The organism is Catenulispora pinistramenti, assembly GCF_018274385.1.
Classification (GTDB): domain Bacteria; phylum Actinomycetota; class Actinomycetes; order Streptomycetales; family Catenulisporaceae; genus Catenulispora; species Catenulispora pinistramenti.
In genome coordinates this window covers 31,354-56,686 of sequence record NZ_JAAFYZ010000011.1, presented here as the reverse complement: position 1 = coordinate 56,686, position 25,333 = coordinate 31,354, and the positions used below count along the sequence as shown (strand labels likewise).

The 25,333-nt window shown below is 70.0% G+C and carries 23 protein-coding genes and 1 other RNA gene; 13 read left to right on the top strand and 11 right to left on the bottom strand.

The features are described from left to right. The first annotated feature begins 52 nt into the window (after positions 1 to 52). Both KGQ19_RS05360 and KGQ19_RS05355 read left to right on the top strand, forming a co-directional pair. Positions 53 to 862, top strand: a complete 810-nt coding sequence (locus KGQ19_RS05360; protein ID WP_212007938.1) for an SDR family NAD(P)-dependent oxidoreductase — start codon at positions 53 to 55, stop codon at positions 860 to 862. Between the two features lie 4 nt (positions 863 to 866). Further along, complete coding sequence (locus KGQ19_RS05355; RefSeq protein ID WP_212007937.1) at positions 867 to 1,898, top strand: mannonate dehydratase; 1,032 nt, start codon at positions 867 to 869, stop codon at positions 1,896 to 1,898. A gap of 128 nt (positions 1,899 to 2,026) precedes the next feature. Here the strand turns inward: KGQ19_RS05355 and KGQ19_RS05350 are convergent, their stop codons facing one another. After that, entirely contained in the window at positions 2,027 to 2,575 is a 549-nt protein-coding gene (locus KGQ19_RS05350; protein ID WP_212007936.1) for an NUDIX hydrolase, read from the bottom strand. Positions 2,576 to 2,662: 87 nt separating this feature from the next. Between KGQ19_RS05350 and KGQ19_RS05345 the strand changes: the two genes are divergently transcribed. Next, positions 2,663 to 3,478 (top strand): rhomboid-like protein, encoded by an 816-nt coding sequence (locus tag KGQ19_RS05345; RefSeq protein ID WP_212007935.1) that lies wholly within the window; start codon positions 2,663 to 2,665, stop codon positions 3,476 to 3,478. 22 nt (positions 3,479 to 3,500) lie between these two features. Here the strand turns inward: KGQ19_RS05345 and KGQ19_RS05340 are convergent, their stop codons facing one another. Both KGQ19_RS05340 and KGQ19_RS05335 read right to left on the bottom strand, forming a co-directional pair. Further along, positions 3,501 to 4,754, bottom strand: coding sequence for a hypothetical protein (locus tag KGQ19_RS05340; RefSeq protein ID WP_212007934.1), 1,254 nt, complete (start codon positions 4,752 to 4,754; stop codon positions 3,501 to 3,503). Further along, the gene (locus KGQ19_RS05335) at positions 4,748 to 5,266 is read right to left on the bottom strand and encodes a SigE family RNA polymerase sigma factor (protein WP_212007933.1); all 519 of its coding nucleotides are present in this window, start codon (positions 5,264 to 5,266) and stop codon (positions 4,748 to 4,750) included. The genes KGQ19_RS05340 and KGQ19_RS05335 overlap by 7 nt, the downstream gene beginning before the upstream one ends. 146 nt (positions 5,267 to 5,412) lie before the next feature. Between KGQ19_RS05335 and KGQ19_RS05330 the strand changes: the two genes are divergently transcribed. Both KGQ19_RS05330 and KGQ19_RS05325 read left to right on the top strand, forming a co-directional pair. Continuing rightward, on the top strand, positions 5,413 to 6,939 hold the full coding sequence (locus KGQ19_RS05330; RefSeq protein WP_212007932.1) for an ATP-dependent DNA ligase: 1,527 nt from the start codon (positions 5,413 to 5,415) through the stop codon (positions 6,937 to 6,939). Positions 6,940 to 7,101: 162 nt separating this feature from the next. Then, entirely contained in the window at positions 7,102 to 7,596 is a 495-nt protein-coding gene (locus tag KGQ19_RS05325) for a nuclear transport factor 2 family protein (RefSeq protein ID WP_212007931.1), read from the top strand. Between the two features lie 43 nt (positions 7,597 to 7,639). Here KGQ19_RS05325 and KGQ19_RS05320 read toward each other — a convergent pair whose 3' ends face one another. The 4 genes from KGQ19_RS05320 to KGQ19_RS53365 all read right to left on the bottom strand — a co-directional run bounded on the left by KGQ19_RS05320 (position 7,640) and on the right by KGQ19_RS53365 (position 10,783). Then, positions 7,640 to 8,986 (bottom strand): peptidase inhibitor family I36 protein, encoded by a 1,347-nt coding sequence (locus tag KGQ19_RS05320; protein WP_212007930.1) that lies wholly within the window; start codon positions 8,984 to 8,986, stop codon positions 7,640 to 7,642. Between the two features lie 363 nt (positions 8,987 to 9,349). Further along, positions 9,350 to 9,973, bottom strand: a complete 624-nt coding sequence (locus tag KGQ19_RS05315; protein WP_212007929.1) for a hypothetical protein — start codon at positions 9,971 to 9,973, stop codon at positions 9,350 to 9,352. Between the two features lie 23 nt (positions 9,974 to 9,996). Then, positions 9,997 to 10,617: a hypothetical protein gene (locus KGQ19_RS05310; protein WP_212007928.1), complete on the bottom strand. Its 621-nt coding sequence runs from the start codon at positions 10,615 to 10,617 to the stop codon at positions 9,997 to 9,999. Between the two features lie 16 nt (positions 10,618 to 10,633). Then, entirely contained in the window at positions 10,634 to 10,783 is a 150-nt protein-coding gene (locus KGQ19_RS53365; RefSeq protein ID WP_438801859.1) for a DUF3024 domain-containing protein, read from the bottom strand. Between KGQ19_RS53365 and KGQ19_RS05305 the strand changes: the two genes are divergently transcribed. Further along, complete coding sequence (locus KGQ19_RS05305) at positions 10,709 to 10,909, top strand: hypothetical protein (RefSeq protein ID WP_212007927.1); 201 nt, start codon at positions 10,709 to 10,711, stop codon at positions 10,907 to 10,909. The two genes, KGQ19_RS53365 and KGQ19_RS05305, sit on opposite strands and share 75 nt — an antisense overlap. Positions 10,910 to 10,955: 46 nt before the next feature. Here the strand turns inward: KGQ19_RS05305 and KGQ19_RS51725 are convergent, their stop codons facing one another. Continuing rightward, a complete protein-coding gene (locus tag KGQ19_RS51725) occupies positions 10,956 to 12,887 on the bottom strand; it encodes a helicase-associated domain-containing protein (protein WP_212007926.1) in 1,932 nt (643 codons plus the stop codon). 313 nt (positions 12,888 to 13,200) lie between these two features. Between KGQ19_RS51725 and KGQ19_RS05295 the strand changes: the two genes are divergently transcribed. From KGQ19_RS05295 to KGQ19_RS05270, 7 genes are all read left to right on the top strand, one after another. Further along, positions 13,201 to 14,817, top strand: coding sequence for a TIGR02677 family protein (locus tag KGQ19_RS05295; protein ID WP_212007925.1), 1,617 nt, complete (start codon positions 13,201 to 13,203; stop codon positions 14,815 to 14,817). Next, complete coding sequence (locus tag KGQ19_RS05290; protein WP_212007924.1) at positions 14,814 to 16,079, top strand: TIGR02678 family protein; 1,266 nt, start codon at positions 14,814 to 14,816, stop codon at positions 16,077 to 16,079. Before KGQ19_RS05295 ends, KGQ19_RS05290 begins: the two co-directional genes overlap by 4 nt. Beyond that, on the top strand, positions 16,076 to 20,227 hold the full coding sequence (locus KGQ19_RS05285; protein WP_212007923.1) for a TIGR02680 family protein: 4,152 nt from the start codon (positions 16,076 to 16,078) through the stop codon (positions 20,225 to 20,227). Before KGQ19_RS05290 ends, KGQ19_RS05285 begins: the two co-directional genes overlap by 4 nt. A 5-nt stretch (positions 20,228 to 20,232) precedes the next feature. Further along, a complete protein-coding gene (locus KGQ19_RS05280; protein WP_212007922.1) occupies positions 20,233 to 21,639 on the top strand; it encodes a TIGR02679 family protein in 1,407 nt (468 codons plus the stop codon). A gap of 353 nt (positions 21,640 to 21,992) precedes the next feature. Then, positions 21,993 to 22,475, top strand: coding sequence for a hypothetical protein (locus KGQ19_RS53620; protein WP_498038946.1), 483 nt, complete (start codon positions 21,993 to 21,995; stop codon positions 22,473 to 22,475). Between the two features lie 24 nt (positions 22,476 to 22,499). Further along, positions 22,500 to 22,733 carry a hypothetical protein gene (locus tag KGQ19_RS05275; protein WP_212007921.1) on the top strand — a complete coding sequence of 78 codons (234 nt, stop codon included), beginning with the start codon at positions 22,500 to 22,502 and terminating at the stop codon, positions 22,731 to 22,733. A 1-nt stretch (position 22,734) separates the two neighbouring features. Further along, on the top strand, positions 22,735 to 23,133 hold the full coding sequence (locus KGQ19_RS05270; RefSeq protein ID WP_212007920.1) for a type II toxin-antitoxin system VapC family toxin: 399 nt from the start codon (positions 22,735 to 22,737) through the stop codon (positions 23,131 to 23,133). 144 nt (positions 23,134 to 23,277) lie between these two features. Here the strand turns inward: KGQ19_RS05270 and KGQ19_RS05265 are convergent, their stop codons facing one another. From KGQ19_RS05265 to smpB, 3 genes are all read right to left on the bottom strand, one after another. Beyond that, entirely contained in the window at positions 23,278 to 23,541 is a 264-nt protein-coding gene (locus KGQ19_RS05265) for a hypothetical protein (protein ID WP_212007919.1), read from the bottom strand. A gap of 710 nt (positions 23,542 to 24,251) precedes the next feature. Continuing rightward, positions 24,252 to 24,636, bottom strand: a transfer-messenger RNA (tmRNA) gene (ssrA, locus tag KGQ19_RS05260). A 199-nt stretch (positions 24,637 to 24,835) separates the two neighbouring features. Then, positions 24,836 to 25,321: an SsrA-binding protein SmpB gene (gene smpB / locus KGQ19_RS05255; RefSeq protein WP_212007918.1), complete on the bottom strand. Its 486-nt coding sequence runs from the start codon at positions 25,319 to 25,321 to the stop codon at positions 24,836 to 24,838. Between the last annotated feature and the right edge of the window lie 12 nt (positions 25,322 to 25,333).

Genomic DNA, 25,333 nt, shown 5'->3' with positions numbered 1-25,333 from the left:
CTCTGATGCCCCTCGGCGGTCGCCGCAGGGGTCCTGGAAAGGACGAAAGACTGTGAAAGAGCACGCGGGGCGGGTCGCCCTGGTCACCGGCGGGGCGAGCGGGATCGGCCGGGCCACGGCCGAACTGCTCGCCGCCGCCGGGGCCGCGGTGGCCGTCAACGGGCTGCACGAGGGGGACGCGGCGCAGGCCGTCGAGGCGATCGCCGCGGCCGGCGGGCAGGCGATCCCGGTGATCGCAGACGTCTGTGACGCCTCGGCCGTCGGCGCGGCCGTGGAGGCCACCGTCGCCGCCTTCGGGAAGCTGGACGTGCTCGTCACCTCAGCGGGCATCCAACGGTACGGGACCGTGGCCGACACCGAGGAGAAGACCTGGGACGAGGTGTTCGCGGTCAACGTCAAGGGCGTGTTCCTGGCCGCCCGCGCGGCGCTGCCGCACCTGCGCCGCTCCGGCTCGGGGGCGATCGTGGTGGTCTCCTCGGTGCAGGCGGTGGCGACCCAGGCGAACGTCGCGGCGTACACGGCGGGCAAGGGCGCGCTGGGGGCGCTGGTGCGGGCGATGGCGATCGACGAGGCGCCGTTCGGGGTCCGGGTGAACGCGGTGTGCCCGGGCTCCGTCGACACCCCGATGCTGCGGCACTCGGCGCGGCTGTTCAGCGACGGCACCCCCGAGGGTGTCAATGCCCTGCTGGACCAGTGGGGCCGCGCGCACCCGCTGGGCCGGATAGCGCAACCGTCGGAGGTCGCCGAGGTGGTCACGTTCCTGGCCAGCCCGCGCGCCGGCTTCGTGACCGGCGCGGACCTGCGGGTGGACGGCGGCCTGCTGGCCTCGCTCGCGGTCGCGCTGCCGGACGACGGGGTCTGAGCCGATGCGCGTGGCACTGGGGCACGTCGACGAGTACGACGAGCGGACGGCGGCGTTCGCCCGGCAGTCGGGCCTGGCCGGCGTGCAGCTGCACACCCCGGGCAACCTGGCCGGCACCGACGGGTACTGGTCGGAGGCCGAACTCAAGGCCCTGCGAGAGCGGATCGAGGGCGACGGCCTGCGGCTGGAAGGGCTGGAGAACGTCCCGGCCGCCCACTTCGCGCTGATCCAGCGCGGGGCACCGGGCCGGGACGAACAGATCGAGAACTACCAGCGCACCATCGCCAACATGGCCGCCGCCGGCATCCCGATCCTGGGGCACCACTGGATGCCGACCTACGTGTGGCGGACGTCGATGGACGCGCCGGGACGCGGCGGTGCGCACGTGTCGTCGTTCCACCTGCCCGACACGGCCGCCGGCAACGCGTTGGCGGCGTACAAACTGACGCCGGACGATCCGATCGACCCGCCGCTGACCGCCGAGGACATGTGGAGCAACTACCAGTACTTCCTCGACGCGGTGTTGCCGGTCGCCGAGGAGGTCGGGGTACGACTGAGTCTGCACCCTGACGATCCGCCGGTCACCGAACCGCTGGGCGGCGCCGCGCGGATCTTCACCTCGCCGGCGGCGCTGGTGGAGGCACGGGACCGGGCCCACGGCAGCCGGGCATGGGGACTGACGCTATGCACCGGGAGCGTGTCGGCGATGGCCGGGGCGGCGAACGTCACGGAGGTCATCGACCTGCTCGGACCCGGCGGCCACATCGCTTACGTGCACTTGCGCGACGTCCGGGGCACGGTGCCGACGTTCAGCGAGTGCTTCCTCGGCGAGGGCAACTTCCACCCGCCGAGCATCCTGCGCCGGCTGCACCGGGCCGGGTTCGACGGGTTCGTGATCGACGACCACGTCCCGGCGATGGAGGGGGACGTGGCTACGTGGGGCGACACGTCGTCCGAGGCGTATTGCAGTCGGGGACGTGCACACGAGCTGGGATACATCTCAGGGATCGTGGACGCGCTCGGCATCGGGAGCTGAAGGGTTTCGCAGGAGCTGACGGTTCCGCAGGAGCTGACGGCTTCTCGGGGGTTGAAGGTTCCTCGGGGCTGAGGGTTCCGGACGCCGCTCTCGGGCTGGGCGGCGTCCGGCCGGCAAGGATCAATCGTCTAGGCGTCGCGGTAACCGTCCGGCGCGGGGCTCTCGACAGGGAAGCCGAGCTTTTGTCCGGCGCGGAAGGCCGCCTCGGCCTGCGCCACGCCGTGCTCGCCCCAGCCGAGGAGTTCGGGGGCGCGTTCCAGGCTCACCAGGTAGCGGCGGTTGACGCGGCCGTCGGCGGTGTCGGGGTCGGGGCCGATGGGGTCGTAGCCGATGATCGGGGCGGCGTAGCGGAGCTGGGCGTATGGCCCGGGGCGATACGGATCCTCGGTGATCTCCTGGTAGCCCAGGTAGACAGCGCGGGTCGTGTCCAGATGGATCTGCGACTCCTCCAGTGCCTCGCGCGCGGCGGTCTTCAGCGGATCGCCGTCGTCCTCCGGCTCGGGACGGCCGCCGGGGAGGTTGTAGCGGCGGCAGCCGGGCTCCAGGTCCATGCCGCGGTCTTGGAGGAGAACCCTGCCATCGTCGGGATCGAGGGCCCAGGTGTAGGCCTGCGTCACCGGCATGTCGGGCGGGGGCGGCGTCTCGCGCCAGACGATGTGCGGCTTCTCGCGGTTCATGGGTGGCCGGCTCCGTTCCTCGACTTGATTGTCCGATTCTGGCCGGTGGTCCGCCATCGGCTGAGTGATTTCTGCCAAGCTCGGCTCATGGCGATCGACTCCGGCCGGCACACCGCGCCCCCTACGCGGGCGTCGCGGGCATGGCGGGCGTCGGTGGCGTCGGTGGCGCGCGCCGTGCGCGACTACCCGCGCCGGAACCCGCTGACGTTCGCCTACCTGCTGGTCATCCTGGCCGGGCTGCTGATCATGACGAAGGTCCTGTCCGGGCCCACCGCCGACCACTTCAAGATCGCGATCAGCACCAACCCGCACGACATGGCGCACACCCCGCTCACCGTGTTGCTGGCCAGTCCGGTATTCGCGGCCACCGATAGCGGCGTGTTCTCGCACCTGCTGATCATCGGCGGCGGCGTGGGCGTCTGCATGGCCGCACTTGAGCGCCGGATCGGGGCCCTGCGCACGGCGGCCGTCTTCCTGCTCGCCAACAGCATCGCCACCGCGGTCGCGACCAGCGTCGCCGCCGCCGCGATCCACTCCGGTCGCTATCCCGCGAAGTGGTGGGACGGGTACGACTACGGGATCAGCTACGGCGTGTTGGCGATCGCGGCCAGCGTGACGCCGTTGGTGGCGCGCGCGGTGCCGTCGTCGCCGTTGTCGCGGTCGTTGCCGTGGTCGCGGTCGTTGTCGCGGTCGCCGTGGTCGCTGCCGCCGCGCATCGTCCGGCTGTTCTGGATCGCGGGCGTGTTCGCGTACCCGTTCGTCAGCGCGCAGTGGTTCGGGCTGCTGCCGAACTTCGCGACGATCGGCCACGAGACCGCCGCCGCGTTCGGGCTGGCTGCGGGGTACTACTTGCTGCGGGGTGACGCGGCTGACCGCGCGACCGAGCCCGATCCAGAGCGGTGACCAGGCTCGACCGCATCGTCCATCAGGGCACGAACGCCCCCGGGAACTGTGCCTTCGGCGCCCACGTCGTGGGCCACGTCGAGCAATTCCCGTTCGGGTCGGACGGCAGAACGAACCTCGTCTCCTGCATCACCTTCAGCTCCGGGGACAGCACCCGGTACAGCGGGCTGTGGCCGGGGGCTTTCTGCGACCCGGTGGACCGCGACTCGTCGGTCGCGGTGACGATCTGGTTGTCGCCGGTCCAGCCGTTGTAGGAGCTCATCCAGCCGCCCATGATGCCGATGCGCTTACCGCCGGCGTTGAGGTCGAAGGTCGCGACTTGTCCGTTGTCGAACTCGGCGAGGTAGCGGCCGTCGGGGGAGATCGCGGCCACCTCGGCCGCTTCCGACTGATTCAGCATCGTCGCGGGCAGACCGTCTTCGAATGTCAGGGTTCGGACAGTGGCACCCTGCGCGTTCAGGAAGACCAGCTGTTTGCCGTCGCTGCGCAACAGGGGGAACAGGACACTGTCATGGTCGCCCTGCCACTGCTGCACCGACCACTGCCTGCTCGCCGCCATCGCGAGCACCTGTGGCGGGATGGGGACCGAGGCCAGGCGGCGGCCCGACGCCGGGTCGTAGAAGTCGGCCGTCTTGTTCTTGACCACAATGGCCTGGGACTTACCCGCCGAGTCCCAGGCGAGCTGGGTCACCACTTCCTTGCCGTCGGTGGTCCACAGCATGCCGAAGGCGTCCGCGATCGGGTGCGGCGTCAGCTGCCCGGCCACCGCTGCCGACCAGTCCCCGGCCGCCCATGACTGCGACATCTGCGATAGACCCTTTTGCACCAGCGCCTGTTTCCCGTCCGGCGATGCCTGGAAGGAAGTCGACACGTCACCGGGAACGGCCCGATACTGCCGCGTCGCCGGGTCCCAGACATAGGACAGGGCCAGCTTCGGCCCGTGCCCGTTGAAACACTCCGCCCCGAACTCCGTCAGCGCCGACTGGCCCACCGGATCCGCGGAGGTGTTGGGCACCACGACCGTCGATATCGTCGAACCGCCGCCGGAACCGCCGCCGAGTGCCGCCACGCCGACCGCCGCGGCCACCACGAAGGCCGAGCCGATGGCGATCCCGGGCACCAGCTTCCCGCGCTTGCCCGTCATCGCCCGCCGCCAGTACGTGCCGGTGCCGGCTTCGGCCAGGGCCCGGTCCGACAGCCCCAGCGTGAGCGCGTCCGCTGCCGGGTCCTCGACGACGTCGGCCAACGCCTCCCGCAGGTCCTGCTCCGTCACCATGCCGTCTCCTCCTTCAAGTCGCTGCCCACGGTCACGCGCAACGCCTTCAGCGCCTTGAAGCGCTGGCTGCGCACCGTGCCGGTGGAGATCCCCAGCACCTCGGCGATGTCCTCGTCCGTCCGATCCTCGAAATACCGCAGCACGACCACGGCCCGCTGCCCCGGCGGCAGCTTGCGCAGGGCCGCGATCACGTCCTGGCGCGAGGCGACCAGATCGGCCGGGTCCGACAGATCCGCGGGCGTGTCCGGCACCGTCGCCGTGGTTCGTTCGCGCCGCCACGACAGCCGCCTCGTGCGGTCCACGTGCGCGTGGTAGATCGCCTTGCGCGCGTAGGCCTCGGCGCGCCCCGGCTCGGCCAGCTGGCCCCACCTGCGCGCCAGTCCCGCCAGCGCGCTCTGCACCAGGTCGCGGCTGTGTTCCCAATCGCCGGTCAGCAAGTAGGCGGTCTGTAGCAACGCTTTCGACCGGGCGCCGACGAGCTCCCGGAACCGCCGCTCATCTTCGATGTCCATTGCCCTCCTCGCCCTACTACACGAGGCGGGGCCCCGAAATCACTGCCGCCGACGCAAACACCGGCGGAGCCGAACCCCCGTTCACCGCCGCCACCATGTGGGTGACTCCGCTCGCACCTGTCAGTGCGGTGACGGACCATTTCCTCATGCGCTTGTTCGATCTGGCCACCACCTCCACGGCGGTCGCCCAGACCCCGGCCCGCTCGGCCAAGATCGCCCTGCTGGCCGAGCGGCTGCGGACGGCCGCGCCCGCGGAGATCTCGGTCGCCGTCCACTACCTGTCCGGGGAACTGCCCCAGCGGCAGATCGGCGTCGGCTGGGCCACCCTGCGCGACCTCCCCGCCCCGGCGGCCGGGCCCGGCGAGCTGGAGGTCGCCGAGGTCGACCGGATCCTCGGCGAGGTCGGCACGACCTCCGGCGCCGGATCGCAGGCCCGCCGCCGCGAGTTGCTGACCGCGCTGTTCGCCCGCGCCACGGCCGAGGAGCAAGCCTTCCTGCATCGGCTCCTGACCGGAGAGCTGCGTCAGGGCGCGCTGGACGGCGTCATGGCCGACGCGGTCGCCAAGGCGGCGGAGGTCCCGGCCGCCGAGGTGCGCCGCGCGGCCATGTTCGGCGGCGATCTGGCGGCGGCCGCCCGGACCGCGCTGAGCGACGGCGTCCCGGGGCTGCGCCGGATCGGCCTGGTCGTCGGGCGCCCGATCCAGCCGATGCTGGCCGGGACGGCCGAGAGCGTCGCCGCGGCCCTGGAGAAGACATCCCCGGCGGCGCTGGAGTGGAAGCTCGACGGAATCAGGGTCCAGATCCACCGCGACGGCGACCGGGTCCAGGTCTTCACCCGCGGCCTGGACGACATCACCGACCGGCTGCCGGAGGTCGTCGCGCTGGCGCGGGCGCTCCCGGTGACGTCCGCGGTGCTGGACGGCGAGGCGTTGGCCCTGGCCGCCGACGGCCGACCGCGCCCCTTCCAGGAGACCGCGAGCCGCACCGGAAGCCGTCGCGACGTCACCAAGCTCCGCGAGCAGATCCCGCTGACCGTCTTCCTCTTCGACCTCCTGCACCTCGACGGCCGCGACCTGATCGACCTGCCCTCCCAGGAACGCTCCGCTCTGCTCGCCTCGATCGCGCCGCCCGCGGCGCTCGCCCCGCGCCTGGTCACCGACGACCCCGAGGCCGCGGAGGCGTTCACGGACGACGCGCTGGACCGCGGCCACGAAGGCGTCGTCGTGAAGTCCCTCGCCGCCCCCTACACCGCCGGCCGCCGCGGTTCGGCCTGGCTGAAGGTCAAGCCGGTGCACACCCTCGATCTGGTGGTGATCGCCGCCGAGTGGGGCCACGGCCGGCGCAGCGGCTGGCTGAGCAACCTGCACCTGGCCGCGCGCGACCCCGACAGCGGCGGATTCGTCATGCTGGGCAAGACTTTCAAGGGCATGACCGACGAGCTGCTGGTCTGGCAGACCGAGCGGTTGCGGACGTTGCGGACGTCCGCGGACGACTGGACGGTGCGCGTGCGGCCGGAGTTGGTGGTCGAGGTGGCGTTCGACGGCGTCCAGCGCAGTTCGCGCTATCCGGGTGGGGTGACGCTGCGGTTCGCACGCATCATCCGCTATCGCGACGACAAGCGAGCTCAGGACGCTGACACGATCGACGCGGTGCGACAGTTCGTTCAGAGCTGAGGCTGACATGCGGCTTTCCAACCATCACGATCCACAACCATCACGATCCATGATGGATGCGAGAGCGGACTGCCCATTGGTCGCCGCGATCTATTGCGCTGAACTGGAGATGTGCCGGCGGGGAACCGCCGACGGCCAGTCGGATCAAGGAGAGACAGCGCGATGAACACGACCACGGACACCACACCTACTGCTCCTACAGCGACCGCGGCTACAACGGTTGGCACCGCTACTACAGCTGCCACAGCCGCCACAGCCGCCAGCACGCCGCGGCTGCTCGTCCTCCGCTACTTCGCGGCCCTCGCCGACGGCGACCAGGACACGATCCGCGACTGCTGGGCCGAGGACGGCTCCGTCTGGTACCCCGGCGACCTCCCGATCTCCGGCACCTGGCAGGGCCGCGACCAGGTCATCGACGGCTTCCTGGGCACCGCCTTCGCCCACTTCGACCCCGCCCACGAGGTCGGTCTGCAAGTCACCAACGTCTTCGACCAGGGCGAGCAGGTACTGATCGAGTGGCACTCCTGGGGTGTCGGCAAGACCGGCCGTACCTACGACCAGAAGAACATCGCCGTGTTCGTCGTCCGCGACGAGAAGATCGTGACGATGCGGGAGTACGCCGACACGCAGCACTGGGCGCGTGCGCTGGTCGCGTGACCAGCGCACGCCCCCGGTGCCTCACTACATCTGCCTCACGAAATCAGCATGCTTGGATGTAGTAGACCGGATTGAAGTCGTAGTTCGTGTTTCTGTCACCCGGTGCGGATGCGGTGATGACGTTGTGGTTCTGGTCCTTGGTATCGGCGTCGGTCCCACCGGAGTTGTCGTTGATGTAGGACCCGGCCGCGTCCCAGTTCTGCAGAGCCCAGTCACCGCCGTTGTACTGGCAGTGGTAGAAGGAGAACACGGTGCCGGTGTAGTTCGGGCCGGTGTAGATGCAGAAGTGGCCGCTGTAGCAGTCCGAACCGTCGCCGGCCGCGGCACCGGAGCAGTCGGCGTTGGACGAGGTGGCGCACTGGCCGATGCCGGTGACCGACGGGCCGCTGCCGCCACCGCCGCCGGTCCACAGGTAGGTCACGGTGACCCAGCCGTTGTCGTTCAGGCCGATGTTGTAGAAGGTGCCGTCGGCGAGGTCGATGCCCGCGGGGTTGGAGACGCTGCGGCCGAACTCGTCGTGGCCGCCGTTGTAGCCGTTCTGGTACGCGGCCTGCGCCTCCGGCTCGCCCTGCGGCAGGTCGGTGAACTCGGCCCGGCTGGCGTCCCAGTAGTCGTCGTGCGTGTTCCACGGGCCGACGTCCCAGACCGGCGCCGTCTCACAGGTGCTCGGGCCGCAGACCTGGACCGAGTAGTCGCCACTGCCGTTCGGCGACAGCGCGGTGCCCGAGGGCAGCGCCACGAAGTGGTCGTTCGGCTGGATCACGTGGCCGTTCGCGGTCGTGCCGCCGACCAGGCCCTCACGGGTGGCGTAGACCTGGTAGGACTCCGATGCCGGGGCGAGTTGCGGCACGGCACCGGCGACGTCGGCGGCGTCCAGAGTCAGCTTGCTGATACCCGGCACAGCTCCCTGCGCGCCGTTCCGCAACGTTATGCGCGCCTGCACCTTGGTCACCGACTCCGGCAGCCGGGTCGCCCCGGTCGCCCGCGCGGACGTCCACTGCGTCCACTTCCCGTTCAGCCCGAGGCCGCGGACGTCCACCTGCGCCTCGGAGCCGGCCGGCCGGCTCGCGGTCAGCGTCACCACGACCTGGTTCGCCGGAGAGGCGAGGCTGTGCGCGGGCAGGACGTCCTGGCCGTAGCCGCGGGTGTCCTGCGCCGACGTCGCGTGCACCCGGCTGTCCTTGACCGTCAGCGCCTCGCCGGTCCAGGCGACGTTGAAGTCGGAGGACCGCACCTGGGAAAGGTTCTCGGTCCAGTGGGAGCCGGTCGCCGCGGCCTGCGCCGACCCGGCCATCGCACCGGTGGTGGCGGCCGCCGCCGCGAGCACGGCCACCGCCGCCATGGTCGCCCGCATCCGGCGCCGGGATCTGCTGTACAGGAGGAGGGACATGATTTTTCCCTTCGCGAGGTCGTGGTGCGTGTGGGGTGGGGTGAGGTCACTCCAAGGGTGTGAGGTGACTGACACCGTCAGTAGTGTCGCAGGCGGGCGGCATAATCACAGCACACTGATTACACAGTTGGACGTGCGTGTCATCGGCAGTCACTGCCGTGGATCTGGAGTTCTAGATGATTGATTCCTGGGGGTTCCGGCATACGGAACCGCCGCTGACACGTGAAATTGCGAAACGGCTCAGCAGCAAGCATGGGTGACCCGGACGGCCGCCCTCAGCCTGGTTGGCTTCGGGGGGCCGGCCGGGGCGGCCAGGCGCCGCTGATCAGCCGTTTCGCGCCGGTACCCCCAGGAATCAATCATCTAGCCCGCGGTCGGCGCGATCCGCCGGACCAACTCCGCCACCAGCGCGGTGCCGTTCTTGACCGCCACCATCGGGAACTCGATCCGCAAGGCCCCTCCGGAGCGCAGCCCGATCGCCACCTGCACCGTGTTCATCCCCGCGACCCGCACTTCCACGGGCTCTGACACGCCACTCACCTCGCCCAGCGGGATGTCCATCGCCGCCGTCTTCGGCTTGGCACTGAACAACCCCATCGCGGCCTTCGAGAACACCAGCAGCCGCCCGCTGGTCAGCACCAGCAACCCGTTCTTCGGCAGCTGCCCGTCAGCCCACGTCGCCCGGCCGACGGGCACCTCGCGCCCGGCGTTCAGACCGTTGGCGACGCTACGCCCCACCTTGCTCCCGATCAGCGGCAGCATCTCCGTCCCCTGGCCGCCCCCGCCGAGCGCACCCCCGGCCACGCCCCCAGCCACACTCCCGACCGCACCGCCGATACTCCGATTCATCGTGTCCTGCGACTGCCCGGCGGGCTGAATCGACACCGCGGCCAGCACCTGCTCGTCCAGGCCCCGCTCGGCGAGGTAGTGGCGAGTGCGCTTCGCGTAGAACTCCTTGGCGGGTATGGCCACGCTGTCCTGAGTCATGGGCACATGAAATCAGAAGGTGACTACTCCGCCTCAGACCAGTCCAGCCCCGCGACCGCTTCATCGAACTCTGCGATCATCCGCTCCACATCGAACCCCTCGACGGCCCGCACACTCAGATCGATCGACAGCCAGCGGGGGTCGTTCGGCACCGCGACCACGTATTCGATGCGCTTGGGAGTCGATGACTCGGGTTCCCCGTCTTCCCCGTCCGCCTCGGTGTCAGCGGCCGTGTGATCGATCCGCACCGCGACCGAACCCGCGACGACACCGGTACGGGCACCAGCGGAGCCCTGCGCCACCCGGGCGGCGACCTCGACCGGATCGGGCACGACCGACGTCGGAATCACGACCTCGGCGATCAGTACCGCGGCGCCGGGCAGCGCGGCGCCCCCGGGTTTCGGCGCCGGCACCAGCATCTCGATCCCGCGCCTGGCACGAGCCGCGGCGATCTGCGTCGCGAACCGCACCGAGAGCAGGGTCCTGACTTGCTCGGCCGCATCGGCGGGCAGACCGTCGAACATCACGTCCAGGAAGGCTTTGACGTCAGCCTCGGCGTGCTCATCCAGCCGAATCCGGTACCAATCCTCCCCCAGGCCGAGGCGGTAGGTGATCGGTCCCAGCTCAGGGGCTACGGAGTCCATGAACGACTTTGTACACTCACGCACCGTCGTACGTCGAGGTAACGACGAGCGTGACGGATGCCCCCCGCGTGGTGTGGCCCACGGTGACCTGATGCCGAGCGTGGACGGGAACCCGCTGCTCACACCACGCCGCGACGAGTTCTTGATCAAGCTGCGTGATCGTCATTGCTTCAACCTATGCGGTGCGGCGCAGACGGCGAATCGGCCTGTTCCGGAGATATCCGGAGCAGGACGATTCGCACTGATTGTGGAGCTGATCTCGCGCTACGTGAACACCGCCGACCTGCCGTGATGCCCTCAGTGACAGCAGCGCGTCACGACGATTGCCATAGCGCGGGTCAGAACCGCGGCACAGCCTCGGGCGAAGCTCTGGGCGGGGCGACCGCGGTCACTGTCACCGCGCCGTCCGCTTGGTGGGCAGACGGCAGATATCCGGCGAATCGCAGCACGCTGAGTACTTCCTGCTGGGGCGCGTCCAGGACCAGTACGGTGCCGGCGATGCGGCGCACGCCGAGGCGGACCAGAACAGGGACCATCGCCAGTTCGTCGCCGAGTTTCTCATCGGCGGTCACGATCACGGCCTGGGCGGCGATCACGTCCACCAGGCCGTGGCGCCGGGCGGCGTCGTCGATGAGGTAGCTCAGAGCCTGAGACGGCTCATCCACACAGAATTCCGCCAGACCCGAGCGCAGTTCCTCGGCCGAGCGACCTGAGTCCAGCCATCTGCGAACCGAGCTGTCGGTGATCCGCCAGACCGTCGCGGCGCCGGCGGCTTCGCGCTCGGCGGTGGCGTCGAAGAACGCCGTCAGCCTGGCTGACGGCAACCCGGCCGCCACCACAGTCATGTCGCTCTGCAACCGGACATGGCCAACAGACTTCGGCACCGTCGCGGTCAACGCCGCGGCGATGTCAGCCGCCATGGCCGAGACGTCATCCTGCGATCCGGTGAGAAGTGTGCGAGCGACCGGCGCGAGCGCGCCGAACGCCACGGCGCCGAGGAGGCCGCCTTCGGCGAACACGCTGGCCACGGCAGCGGTGGCCGCTTCCTTTCCCGACAAGCCACCGCCGGCCGGCTGACTGTCACACTCGCCGCAGCCGCAGGCAATCCCTTCGTCTTCCGGGTCCATGAGCAGAGGCATCCGCCACACCAGCGCATCGGCCAAGGATCCGGCCTCCACGACCGCACCGCCGCCACAGGTGGCCATCAGTTCCAGGACGACCGCCCGAACGTAGTGCCCGACGCCGTCGAACGCAGAGTCGGACAACACCGCGGGCGGCTTCCCCGCCGCATCAGTCAAGGCGAACGGGCCGAGCACCGACGTCGGCAGGGTCAGCCACGCCCCGAGTAACGCCGCGTAGCGCTGGCTCGGCTCGGCCGAGATCCACTGGTCGTATTCCGGCGTCGCCCACAGCTTGTCGTCCTGGCACGCCACGAGGCCGGCGCTGTCCGCGATGTACAGCCAGAACCTGATCGCCTCCTCGGCCAGTCCGCTGGCCCGCACGAGCCGTTTGACCTCGCGAACGCCGACCCCGCCGGCCTTGAGTAACGGCACCGCATCGGTTGCGACCTGCCTGAGCAGCCGCTCGGCGCTGTCCAGGGCCGCGATCGCCGCGGCCTGCGCCTCGCCGGCGACGTCCGCGACCGGGAGGCGACGCGCCACCTCCGGCAGCGGCTGCACCAGGTCGAAACCTTCCCACTCCGGTGCCGGTTCGGGCAGGACGTCCATCACGACGTCATGGATCCGGAAAGACCGGCCCCCGGGTTCCGGCCACACCAGGCAGGAATCCGTCAAGCGAACGAGAATCCGGTCGAACTCCGCCATCGCGGCAGGCCTGGCAGCCGCCGTCAGCGACTCACACAGCGCGGCCCGCGCCGAGTGCGGATCCACCTCGACCGCACCCCCGGCCATCGACAGCACTCGAATGACCTCCGTGACTCCGATCCCGCCGGCTCCCCTGCGCGCCAGGTCGGCGAACCCCAGCCCGCCGAACCGGTGACGAAGCCCGCCGTAGTCCCCCTCAGCCGCGTCGACCAATGCCATGAGCACCTGGACCGCGGGCCGGGAGAGCCGCAGCACCGCCTCGGCGGCCCCATCGGGATCCACCAGCGCCTCGGTGATCGACCCGACATCGGCCTGCGCTTCCTGCCCGTCGGGTACATCGCCGAACAGCACCTCGGCGACATCGGGCCGGGCACCCATCAGCGCATCGACCCCATCCTGCGGAAGCGATGCGACATGGTGCGCCAGAGAACTGAAGAGATCGTGCACGATCCCATCCTGCCAACCCCGCGACGCCTCCACGGTCCCATTGCCCATACCGGCGATACGCAACGAAACAAGGCCGGCCGATTTTGGTCCCGGCCTGCCGCGCGCCGACGATGTCTGAACTCACGAGCATGGAGAGCGGCGAGGGCAGCCTGAAACCGGTCCCGGTGGACCTGGAAGATCTCGCTGACGCGCTTGAGGGCGATCCCATGCTGAAACGGGCCGGTTTTCACTACTCGCGGCTACGGCGATCGAGGCGGCAGGCCCAGGCCCCATTCACCCGTTTGGCCCAGACTATGACCACCGAGCTGGCAAAATGTCTGGCGTGACCGACGTACCGACACCGCAGCCGTTCGCCTACCTGGGCACGCCGAACGAGTCGCTCTACGCCGGGGTGCTGGGTGTGTTCGCCCTGGCCAAGCAGCGTTTCACCGTCCATCTTCGTCCCGAGGACGTCCTGGCCGACTGGCCTGGGACCGCGGACGGCGACGACGGCCCCGCCGCGGCGTACCGGCCCGATTCCGACCAGCTCGTCCAGGCCCTGGACAAGCTGGTCGAGTGGGGCAACCTGCGTTCAGACGCCGATACCGGCCGGGTGACCTCGGTCGAGGACTTCAACCGCGCCCGCAAGATCTACCAGCTGACCCGGCACGGGCAGGCGGCTCTGGCCGCGATCGAACACTACGAGCAGGCCCTCGGGCAACGCGGACGGCTGCAGACGGTGGCCTTGGCCGACATCGCCGGGCAGTTGGCCGCGCTCGTGGTCCACGCCGAGTCTTCGGACCCGCCGGACCAGGCAGGAGTCGGGCTGCTGCTGTTCGCGCTCACCGAGCGGTTCACCGGGCTGGCTGACAATGCCGAGGCGTTCATGTCCTCGCTGCGCCGCGCCGTCGACTTCACCGACGGCGACGAGGACGCTTTCCTCGCCTACAAGGACCGCCTGATCGAGTACATCGACAAGTTCATCGCCGATCTGGCCAACCGCGGTGCGCAGATCGCCGGCCTCATCGAGCGGGTCGAAGCCGCCGGCATCGGCCGCGTCCTCGAAGCCGCCGCCCTGCGCGACGCCGTGGACGCCGTACCGGACCCGCACGCGGACACCGACGCCTTCGACATCTACACCGCGGCGGTCGCCACGGCGGCCCGTGACTGGGAGAACCGCTGGCGGGGCCTGCGCGAGTGGTTCGTCAGCATCGGTGCGCGACGGCCGTCACAGGCCCGGCTGCTGCGCAACGCGGCGGTCAGCGGCATCACCAACCTGATCAACGCGGTCGCCGCGCTGAACGAACGGCGCGGCGGACGCTCCGACCGCTCCGCGGACTTCCGCGCCCTGGCCCGCTTCTTCGCCCAGGCTCCCGACGACGCCGCAGCGCATCGGCTGTGGCGCGCGGCGTTCGCCCTGGCGCCGGCCCGGCACCTGAGCCTCGACGCCCAGACCGAGGACGTCTGGGAGCAGGCCGAGTACCCGCCGGGCACCCCTTGGGCGGATGCCGAGCCCCTGCTGATCAGCCCCCGGCTGCGCGAGACCGGCTCGTACGAGCGGCGCGGCGCCCCGAACAAGGCGATCGACCGCGAAGCCGGACGTCGGCTGCTGACCGAGAAAGCCGAGCGCGAGGCGGCCGAGATCTCCCAGGCCCGTCGTCTGCTGACCACTGACGGCCCCGTGCTGCTGTCGGAGCTGGCCGGGCCCGATGGCCTGGACCAGCGTGCGTTCCGGCTGTTCCTCGCCGTCCTCGGCGACGCTCTGGCCGCACGCCGCCCCGGTGCGACAACCACCACCGCGACCAGCGGCGACGGCACGATGGAGATCCGGCTCAAGCTCGTGGACGCGGCGCGGACGGTCACGATCCCGACCGACGACGGCGTCCTGTCCGGCCCCGAGCACGTCATCGAGATCATCGACCTGACCGTTCGGGAAGCCGCGGCCCGATGAGCGTCCCGAGCACCGCGGCACCCGCGATGACCACACCTCACCCGGCTGCATCCCACCCGACGACGTTCCCGACCGGCGACCACGACCACGACCTCGAGCGCCGACGCGCCGCCCGCGCCCTCCTGAGCGCCCCGCTGCTCACCGCCCGCGACGACGACTTCCGCCTGGTCCGCAAGCACGCCGGCGAACTGGCCGGCTGGTTCGCCGAGCAGACCGGCTGGCGGCTGACCGTGGACGCCGAGACCGCCCGGCTGTTCAAGAAGCCCGCCGCTCTGGATGACGCGACGCGCCCGGCCCGCGCCCTGAAGACCAGGGTGCCGTTCACCCGCCGCCGCTACGTCCTGCTCTGCCTGGCCCTGGCCGTGCTGGAGCGCTCGGAGGCGCAGACCACGCTCGGCCGACTCGCCGAGGGCGTGCTGACCGGCGCGGCCGAGCCGGCACTGGCCGATGCCGGGATCACGTTCGCCATGGAACGCCGCGAGGAGCGCGCGGACCTGGTCGCCGTCGTCAGACTGCTGCTGTCCTGGGGCGTGCTCGCACGCGTGCAGGGAGACGAGGACGCGTTCGTCACCGACGGCGGCAACGACGTGCTCTATGACCTGGACCGCCGGGTCACCGGCGGTCTGCTGGCCACCTCGCGCGGCGCCTCGACCATCACCTCGCCGGACTTCGAAGAACGGCTGTCGACGCTGGCCGCCGAGCCCGTCCCGGAGACCGATGAGCTGAGGCTGCGCTCTCTGCGGCACGCGATGACCCGGCGCCTGCTGGACGACCCGGTGGTCTACTACGCCGATCTGACCGAAGCCGAACGCGCCTACCTGGTGAACCAGCGCGTCGCCATCACCCGCCGCATCGCCGACCTGACCGGGCTGGTCCCGGAGATGCGCGCCGAGGGCATCGCCATGGTCGACCCCGACGACGCGCTCAGCGACGTACGCATGCCCGAACAGGGCACCGACGGCCACGTCACCCTGCTGATCGCCACCAGACTCGCCACCGACGGCAAGGCCCCGACGCTGCCCGAGCTGACGCGCTTCGTCCAGGCCCAGGCCAAAGCCCACGCCTCCTACTGGCGCAAGACCGCCACCGAGCCGGCCGCCGCGGCGGACCTCGCTGAACAGGCCGTGGCCAAGCTGGAAGCCTTGAACCTGGTGACCCGCATCCCAGACGACCACGGTGAGACGCGGGTCCATCCCCGCTCGGCCCTGATGCGCTTCACCATGACCGCCCCGACGATCAAGAAGGCCGGAACCCGCTCGTGACTTCCCCGACAGCGACGACCGCGGCGCCGGCGACAGCGCTTCCGACGCCGACCCGCGGCCGCTGGCAGCCGCTGCGCGCGGGCTTGATCGACGTCTTCTACTACGACGCCGAGGAGTTCGCCTTCCACGACGGCCGCCTGCTGCTGCGCGGTAACAACGGCACCGGCAAGTCCAAGGTCCTGGCCCTGACACTGCCGTTCCTGCTCGACGGCGAGCTGACACCGTCCCGCGTCGAGCCCGACGGCGACCGCGCCAAGCGCATGGAATGGAACCTCCTGCTGGGCGGCAAGCACCCGAACGACGAGCGCCTGGGCTACACCTGGCTGGAGTTCGGGCGCCTCGGCGACGACGGCGCACCGCAGTTCCGGACCATCGGGTGCGGGCTCAAGGCGGTCAAGGGCCGCGGCATCGCCGACCATTGGTTCTTCGTCACCGACCGGCGCGTCGGGCCGGACCTGCCGCTGCGCAACGAGCACCGCGTGTCCTACTCGCGCAAGGCGCTGGAGGAGAAGGTCGGCGCGCACGCCGTGTTCACAACCGCCAAGGGCTATCGGCGCGCGGTCGACGAGGCGCTGTTCGGGCTCGGGACCGAACGCTACGAGGCGCTGGTCAATCTTCTGATCCAGCTGCGCCAGCCGCAGCTGTCGAAGAGGCCTGATGAGAGGCTGCTGTCGAAGGCGCTTACGGAGGCGTTGCCGCCGCTGGCCGACGGCCTGGTCGCAGAGATCGCCGAGGCGTTCCGGGGTCTGCAGGACGAGCGGGACGCCCTGGCGGCACTGGTCGAAGCCCAAGGCGCGGCGGTGGCGTTCCTCACGCACTACCGTCGCTACGCCCAGGTCGCTGCCAAGCGCACCGCTGCGGGAGTACGGCAGTCGAACAGCCGCTATGAGCAACTCGGCCGTGATCTGGGCGCGGCCACCGCCGCACGCGAGGCGGCGAACGCCGCTTTCACCGCCGCCGAGACCGAGCAGGCCAGACTCGATGAGCATCAGGCGCTGCTGTCAGCGCAGAAAGACGCGCTGAACCGGGATCCGGCCATGGACACCGCACGGGAGATCGAGCGGCTGGCCAAGAGTGTGCAGGCCCTCGCCGCAGTCGCACGCACCCGCGGCGGCGATCGCCGCCGCGCTGTGCAGGAGTCCGAGTCCTGGACGACGCGTGCCGCGACCGCACACGCTCACGCCGCGTCCGACGCGTCCGCAGTCGAGGAACTGCATCGCGATGCCGACGCCGCCGCTGAGACCGCCGGCATCGACCACACCGCCGTCCGGATCCCGCTGACCGCCGCCCCGGATCCCTCGGCGGCCCGGCAGAGCGCCGAAGCGCTGATCAGGACCCGGCACCAGGCGCTCAGCGGTCTGCGTGCGCTGCACAAGACGTCCGAGGACGCCGCGCGGAGGTTGGGAGCGGCGCGTTCGGCCGCCGACCGGGCCGCGAGCACCGCGACCGCCGCGGCCGAAACCGCCGCCGAAGCCGCCGCAACCGTGACCAGACACGGCAACGCGCTGGTCGGCGCGTGGGAATCCTGGAGCGGCGCCTGCTCCGAACTCGTGCTCGGCGACCGTGAGGCCGCGCTGTCCGAACTCGCCGGCTGGGTCGCCACCCTCGACGGTCCGAACCCGGCGGCCCGACAGGCCGAGGAATCCGGACGAGCGCAATCGGCCCAGCTGAACCGCCGCGTCGCGGACGTGGACGCGGCCCGAGTCCGAGCCGAGGGCGAACTGTCCACCGTCACCGACGAGATCGCCCGTCTGGACCAGGGCCATCACGACGCCCCGCCGATCCCCCACACCCGCGACACGAGCACCCGAACGGACCGTCCCGGTGCACCGCTGTGGAAGGTCGTCGACTTCCACGACGACGTGCCGGATCAGGACCGTGCCGGTCTGGAGGCCGCGCTGGAGGCCTCCGGCCTCTTGGACGCCTGGATGGATCCGGACGGACGGTTCGTCACCGCGGAGGGCGACACGCTCCTGGCCCCCGACGGTCCCGCCCCGGGCCGCACCTTGGCAGCCGCTCTTCGGCCCGCGATCGACGCCGAAGACCCGCAATCCGCGGCCCTGTCAGCGCCGACGGTCGCCACCGCCCTGGCGGCCATCTCGGTCGCGACGGCCGATTCCGAACCGGGCCATCACACCTGGGTCGGCCCCGACGGCCGATACCGGCTCGGCACTCTGCGGGGAGCCTGGCACAAAGAATCAGCCCACTACATCGGTGACGGCGCCCGCGAAGCAGCCCGTCGCACGCGGCTGGCTGAACTCGCCGAGCACGCGGCGCTGCTGGACAGCCGGATCAGCACCCTTCGCGACGAGTCGCAGGCGATCACCCGACGTCTGGACACTGTGGCCGAGGAGCTGCGGTCGCATCCGTCCGACGCCGCGCTCCGCGAGGCCCACACCCGCGCCGCCACCTACGCCGACGCGGCGCGCACCGCCGCCGCGTTCCAAGACGAGTGCTCGGCCGCGGTTCGGACCGCGGCGGACGTCGCCACCGAGGCGGCGGCATCAGTTCTCGCATTCGCCGAGGACACGCGTCTGCCCGCCGATCCGTCCGCCCTGGACGTCGTGGCCGAGGCGCTGGCCGACTACCGGAACGTCCTTTCCGGCCTGTGGCCGGCGTTGACGGCGAGTTCCCGATCCACTGCCGAGGCCGCCGACGCCGAGACCGAACGCCGCCGCGCCGCCGCGCGCCTGGCTGAGTCCGACGAGGCGGAACTGCTGGCCCGTCAGGAGGCCGAGGGCGCCGCCGAGGAACACCGCACCTTGCTCGAAACCTCCGGTGCCGCGGTGGAAGAGCTGCACCGCCGCCTGGCCGGCGTTAACGTGGCGCTCCAGACCACGGCCGCCACATTGACGACCGTCCGTGCGCACCGCGAACAGGCACTCAAGGAACGCGAGCGCGCCGAGGGCCGCCGCCTACAACTCGACGAGGACATCGCGGCAGCCTCAGCCGTCCGCGACGAGGCCGTCGCCGCGCTCCGCCGCTTCGCCGCCACGGGCCTGCTGGCCACCGCGCTGCCGGACCTGCAGCAGCCCGGCACGGCCCAGACCTGGGTCCCGGGCCCGGCTGTCGCGCTGGCTCGAGCCGTCGACGCGGCGCTTTCCGCCCTCGACGACGCCGATGCGGCCTGGGAACGCGTCCAGCAGCGGGTCTCGCGTGAGCAGCAGGCGCTGTCCGGTGCCCTGGCCCGGCACGGTCACCAAGTAGGTATGACCCTGCAGGACGGTCTGATGGTCGTGGACGTCGTGTTCGCCGGCCGTGCCCAGGACGTGCCGACGCTGACCGCCGCCCTGGACGCCGAGGTCGCCCAGCGCACCCGGCTGCTGTCGGCCAAGGAACGCGAACTGCTGGAGAATCACCTGGTCGGCGAAGTCGCCGGCGCGCTGCAGGAACTGATCACCGAGGCCGAGGTGACGGTGCGGGCGATGAACGACGATCTGGCGGCCCGCCCCACATCCACCGGCATGGCGCTGCGGCTGGTCTGGCGCACCGCCAAGGGAGCCCCCGAAGGGCTGGAAGCCGTGCGCACTCGGCTGCTGCGCAAGGTGGTTGACGCGTGGAGCCCGGCCGACCGCGCCGCGGTCGGGGAGTTCCTCCAGCGCCGCATCGCCGACGACCGGGCCGCCAACCCCGCGGACACCTGGCACGACCAGCTCACCCGCGCCTTCGACTACCGCGCCTGGCACGAGTTCGGCATCCAGCGCCGCCAGGACGGGTCCTGGGTGAGCGCCGCCGGCCCGGCGTCCGGAGGCGAACGCGTGCTGGCCGCGTCCGTTCCCCTGTTCGCCGCCGCGTCCTCGCACTACTCTTCCGGCCACCCCCAGGCCCCGCGGCTGATCGCCCTGGACGAGGCGTTCGCGGGCGTCGACGACGATTCCCGCGCCAAGTGCCTGGGCCTGCTGGCCGCGTTCGACCTGGATGTCGTCATGACCTCCGAACGCGAATGGGCCTGCTACCCCACGGTGCCGGGCATCGGCATCGCCCAGCTGGCCCGCTCCGAAGGCGTCGACGCGGTCCTGGTCACGCCCTGGCGTTGGGACGGCCGTGACCGCGTCCGTCTGACCCGGCCAGAGCCCTATCTGCCGCCGCAGCGCAGCCGTGCGACCGCCACGTCCGGCGAGCTCGAACCGACGTTGTTCGACGCCTGATCGGCATGGCAGAGGACGGCACGGCAGCGGACGGCACGGCAGAGGACAGCACGGCCGCGGCCAGCGGCGAACCCGCGTCCATCGACACCGTGCGGCTGCGACGCCTGCTCGGCGCACCGGAGCTGCAATGGCTGGTGGACCGGATCGCCGAACGCATCGCGGCCGGCATGCCGGTCGTCGAGGGCACGGTCGCACTCGCGGACCCCGATCCCGGCCAGCGCCGCGCCGCCGAACGACTGCTCGGACGCGCGCCGGGCCACGGCAGGTCCCTGACAATCCGGCTGCGCGACGTCGACGCCGTCCTGAAGGAATCCGAGATGAGCCCGAACGGGCTTCGCGCGGCCATCCACGTACTACGCGGACCGATCACCGTCCGCCACGAGGCCGAAGCCGCCTCGTCCAGAGCCTGGGAATCCGCGCACGAACCACTGGCCGGCCTCACCGAGCACCGCCCCGACCTGGCACCGTGGCTGGACCGCGTGCGGACGTCCGGCCTCCTCAAACGACAGGCCGACGGCGCCTCCGCAGGCAGCGCACTCGCCGCGCAGGCAGCACGCGTCCTGTCCGTCCTGCCCCACCCCGGCATCGTCCGCCCCGTCCTGGCCGCCCGCACCGCGGGCGACGCCCACGCCCTGGACGACGGCCGCCCACTGACCGCACTCGTCCTCAGCGCCATCCGGGCCCTCGCCGGCCTGTCGGCCACCGACACCGCCGACGCCGAAGGCCGCCGCGCGGCCTGGGCGGCGGTCGGGGTCGCACCCGACGACCTGTCCTCACGTGTCCTGGTCCTCAACGTCCCGCCGCCGCCGGGAGAGGACGGCACCCTTGCCCGGCTGCTGACCGCGGCCGCCAACGCGGGCGAACCACTTGTTCTCACCTTGCGTATGCTCGACAGCTGGTCGGACCCACCCGCCGATGACCCGCCCCACCGCATCGGCGATCTCGCGGGCGTCACCGTCAGCGTGTGCGAGAACCCGGCCGTCGTCGCGGCAGCCGCCACGGAACTCGGCCCCTCCTGCCCTCCCTTGATCTGCCTGGAAGGCACGCCGTCCGTCGCCGCGAACCGGCTGCTCCGCCAAGTCGCCACCCGATGCGCGAACGTGCGCTACCACGGCGACTTCGACTGGGGCGGCGTCCGTATCGCAGCCGGCGTCTTCGACCTGGTGGACCGAACCGGATCCAGCGCCGTCCCCTGGCGCTACGACAGCGTCGCCTACCTCCGCGCAGTGGCACGCGGACTCGGCACGCCCTTGTCATCGTCCAGGGCCAGGGACACACCGTGGGACCCAGAGCTGCGGCGACACCTGCAGGCCCATGCCGTGCGAGTCGAAGAGGAGCAGGTCATCGACGTGCTGCTCGCCGACCTCGCTCACGGCACCGATCACGGCACCGATCCCGCCGGCCTGCCATAACGCCCTACGAAAAGGCAGCGAACCCATCCGACGCGAACCGACCGGTGCGGCCCCTCAACGTCGTCAGTACCGCTTCGGATGGACGACGCAAGTACCTCGAACGACGCGGGACACCGCCGATCGGGGCTGCGGTCCTGCCATGGAGCCCGGGACCGCCGAACAAGCCGGGGCGGGCAGGCGGGCAGGCGGCTGGCGGCGGGGCTGCGGCCCGGGGCGCTGGGGCATGGCGGGATCACGGCGGCGGCCGGGTGTCGGGCCTGTCGCCGGACACGGTCAGCGACGGGATGGGGGGAGCTGACAGACGGTGTGGTGTCTGACGGGCCGCTTATGCGGAACTCTATGGCGCCGTCAGCATTAGCGACGATCAGGCGGCGACTCGCGTGGCACGTGCCTATGGGTTGGAAGTCCACGGGACGCTTTGGATGCTGTGCACGTTCTGTTTGCAGCGGAAGCTGACAGAACACGCAGCCAGCAACGTCATCGACAGCCTGGGTGCCGTCGGGCTCCGCTTACCGTGTACGGGCGCGCAGTTTCCCTCGTGGCACGGCAACGAAAGCTGCTCGTCTAGCCGTAAGCAGCAATCGGCCGATGACACGAGCGGGCGCAGCGGGCCATCTCCACTACGGCGCTGTCTCGGCCTGGCAAACAGCCCCGCTCCGGCATTAAGCAGACTAGGGTCTTCCGAAGGTGCCGGAAGACCCTGGTTTGTTCTTTTTGTGGAGCTGATCTTGCACTACTTGAACACTGCTGACCTGCGGAAATGGTTCACGGGTACGGTGTTCGCCGTACTCGCCACCGCGGAGACCATTGCAGCTGACGACCGCGTTGCGACGTAAGACAATTCGTCTTACGCTTGGGTCATGGCCGACACCATCACCATCCGCCCCGACAGCGAGACCTCCCATGCTCTCGACATACTCACCCTCGATGGCGCGACTCGTTCGGCTGCCATCCGCCAGGCAATCATCGAAGCCGGGATGCGAGCCGAACGCGCCGCAGCGATGAAGCGGGCCATCTTGCGCATGGACCTCGGCGAACCGGACGGGGTCGATGTCGCACAGCTCATCGCCGCCGAACGCGCGGACGAACACTGAGATGGCGGGTTCGATCTATCTGGACTCGGCCGCAGTCGTCAAGCTGGTCCACGCCGAGAACGAGACCCACGCGTTGCGGGAATGGCTTGACGAGCGCATCGACTCGCCGTGGACGAGTTCGGCGCTGCTGGAGGTCGAAGCGTTCCGCGCCTTGGCACGCTACGTACCGGAATCCGCTGCTCGGCTACACCCCGTCCTCGACCTCGTGAACCTCGTCGACCTCGACGTCGGCATCCGCATCCTGGCCCAGACGGTCAGGCCGGTCACCGTACGGTCCCTGGACGCGATCCACCTGGCCGCCGCGTTGCGAATCCGGCCGGAGTTCTTCGTCACCTACGACAAGCGCCTGGCCGACGCGGCGCGGGAAGCGGGACTCGCCGTTGTGATGCCGGGAGTCTGAGCACGCTCGGGACCGTCTGCACCGGTACGACCCAGCGATACACCAGGGCCTTTCGGAAGATCCGAAAGGCCCTGGTTTGTTCCTATTGTGGAGCTGATCTTGCGCCTATCGCCGGCCCCGATCTGGGCTGAGTGAACTCACCCCTTAGCTGGGTGGCCGCAGCGCGCTCCGCCACTCGTCAGCCAGCTTCTTGATCTCGGCTGCCTGGCCGGGGGCGACGCCGTAGCGTGCGAACTCCTCGTCATCGAAGCGGTGCACTGTTCGCAGCATGTCGGCGAAGTACTCCGGATCAAAGCCTGCGTCTCGTTCCGCAGCCACGGTACCGACAGCCAGCCGGACCACAGGGTTGAGCCGTATGTCGAGGACCAGCTCAACCTTGCTCTCGTCGCCAGTGTTCGAATCGGCCACTTGCAGCCGGACGTAGTACTCGGTGCGCTGCTCTACATCGGCCGTCAGGCCGTCGGCGACGTATGCGGCGACAACCGCGTCAGTCGCAGCCTTCCGTAATCGTGCTCGGATGCACCCAGCCCAACCGTGGCCAGTCGCAGGTGGAACTCCTCCACCTACTGCCGCCGTTCCGTGTCCGCAGGGGTCGACTCCCGAAGCGTCGGGAAACGCGACTCCCAGCTGTCGCGCAAGCGGGGTGGAAGAACCAGGGAACGCCATAGTCACCGAAGCACGCTGCCGTTGAGGTACGCCTTCAGGTCGACCGAGGAGGCGGCTTCGCGAAGAACCCGCTCGTAGTAGAGGTGAACGTCTGTATCGACACGCAGACGGTATCTGCGCGGCGGACCCCAATCCAGGCGGTTCGGCAGTTGAATCTCGCCGTCTGTGGGGCCCTTCAGCTGCTCTAGATCGTCGGCGACCGCGCAGGACCTGCCAGGCCGCGTGAACCTGGCTGCGGTGTTCGCTGTCGTCGGGTTCATACCCAATACGTTGCTCGGCCCAGCAAGGCCAACCGAGTTTTGGCACTCCAGCCCCTACAGCCGCACCCTGCCAGCCCGCTATCAGAGGCGGCAGCGGTCTGCCTGAGGCTCGTACGCCTAGCGCCGTCCGAGAAAGATAACGGCGGCACCATCGCAAACGATGGTGCCGCCATAACATCACAAACTAGTACAAAGTGGAGCCGGCGGGAATTGAACCCGCGTCCATCGGCGACTTGTCAGGGCTTCTCCGGGCGCAGCCTGTGTTCGCTTTTCTTGGCCCCGGCAGTCTCACAGGCACGCTGCTGACAGGCCCAGCCACATTGATGTCCCGCCTGGCCCTGTGGCCGTGCCTGGCGGTGGATCCTCCTAATGATGTCTTACCGGGCCGGAGGCGCTCCCGGGTCGACAGAAGTCATAACCTGATTATTGTCAGGCGGCGAGACCGTAAGCGGTCTGCGACTTCAGCTGCGTCTTGTTGGCAGTTATTTTTTTTGCAGCGTGTGGTTAACGAGATCATCGCTGCTTCCTCGGCCCGCTTCCCCTGCCAAAACGTCCAATGTCGAAACCGTTCGGCCCCTTGTTGGACGACTCTGGTCGGAAACGTTTGGTTTTCTGACGCTTGGTCGTCTCTGTTCTGTTGTCAACCTGTCGGCTTCGGTTTCCCGGGGCCGTGATCCAAGGGTAGCGGTTCGGCGGGGCAGACTCCAGCGGGTTCGCCGTGGGCGAACTGGTGGCGGGGAGTGGGCCTGTCTGATTGCGAAGCCGCTGGTCAGGGTCTAGCGGCGGCGGTTGTTCCGCTTGAAGGCGGCGGCCATCGCGCGCTCGGCCTCGCGCTTGTTCTGGCGCTCCATGAGGGTCTGGCGCTTGTCGTAGGTCTTCTTGCCTCGCGCCAGGCCGATCTCGACCTTGACCTTGCCGTCTTTGAAGTACAGCTCCAGCGGGATCAGGGTCAGGCCCGTCTCCTTGGTCTTGCCGATGAGCTTGTTGATCTCGGCTCGGTGCAGCAGGAGCTTGCGGTTGCGGCGGGGGGAGTGGTTGGTCCACGTGCCCTCCGCGTACTCCGCGATGTGCACGCCTTGCAGCCACACCTCGGCGTCTTTGATGACCGCGTAGCCGTCGACCAGGCTCGCGCGGCCTGCGCGCAGGGACTTGACCTCGGTGCCGGTCAGGGAGATGCCCGCTTCGTAGGTGGCCTCGATCTCGTACTCGTGGCGCGCCTTCTTGTTGCGGGCGATGACCTTCTGGCCTTGTTCCTTCGGCATGGGGTTCATTAT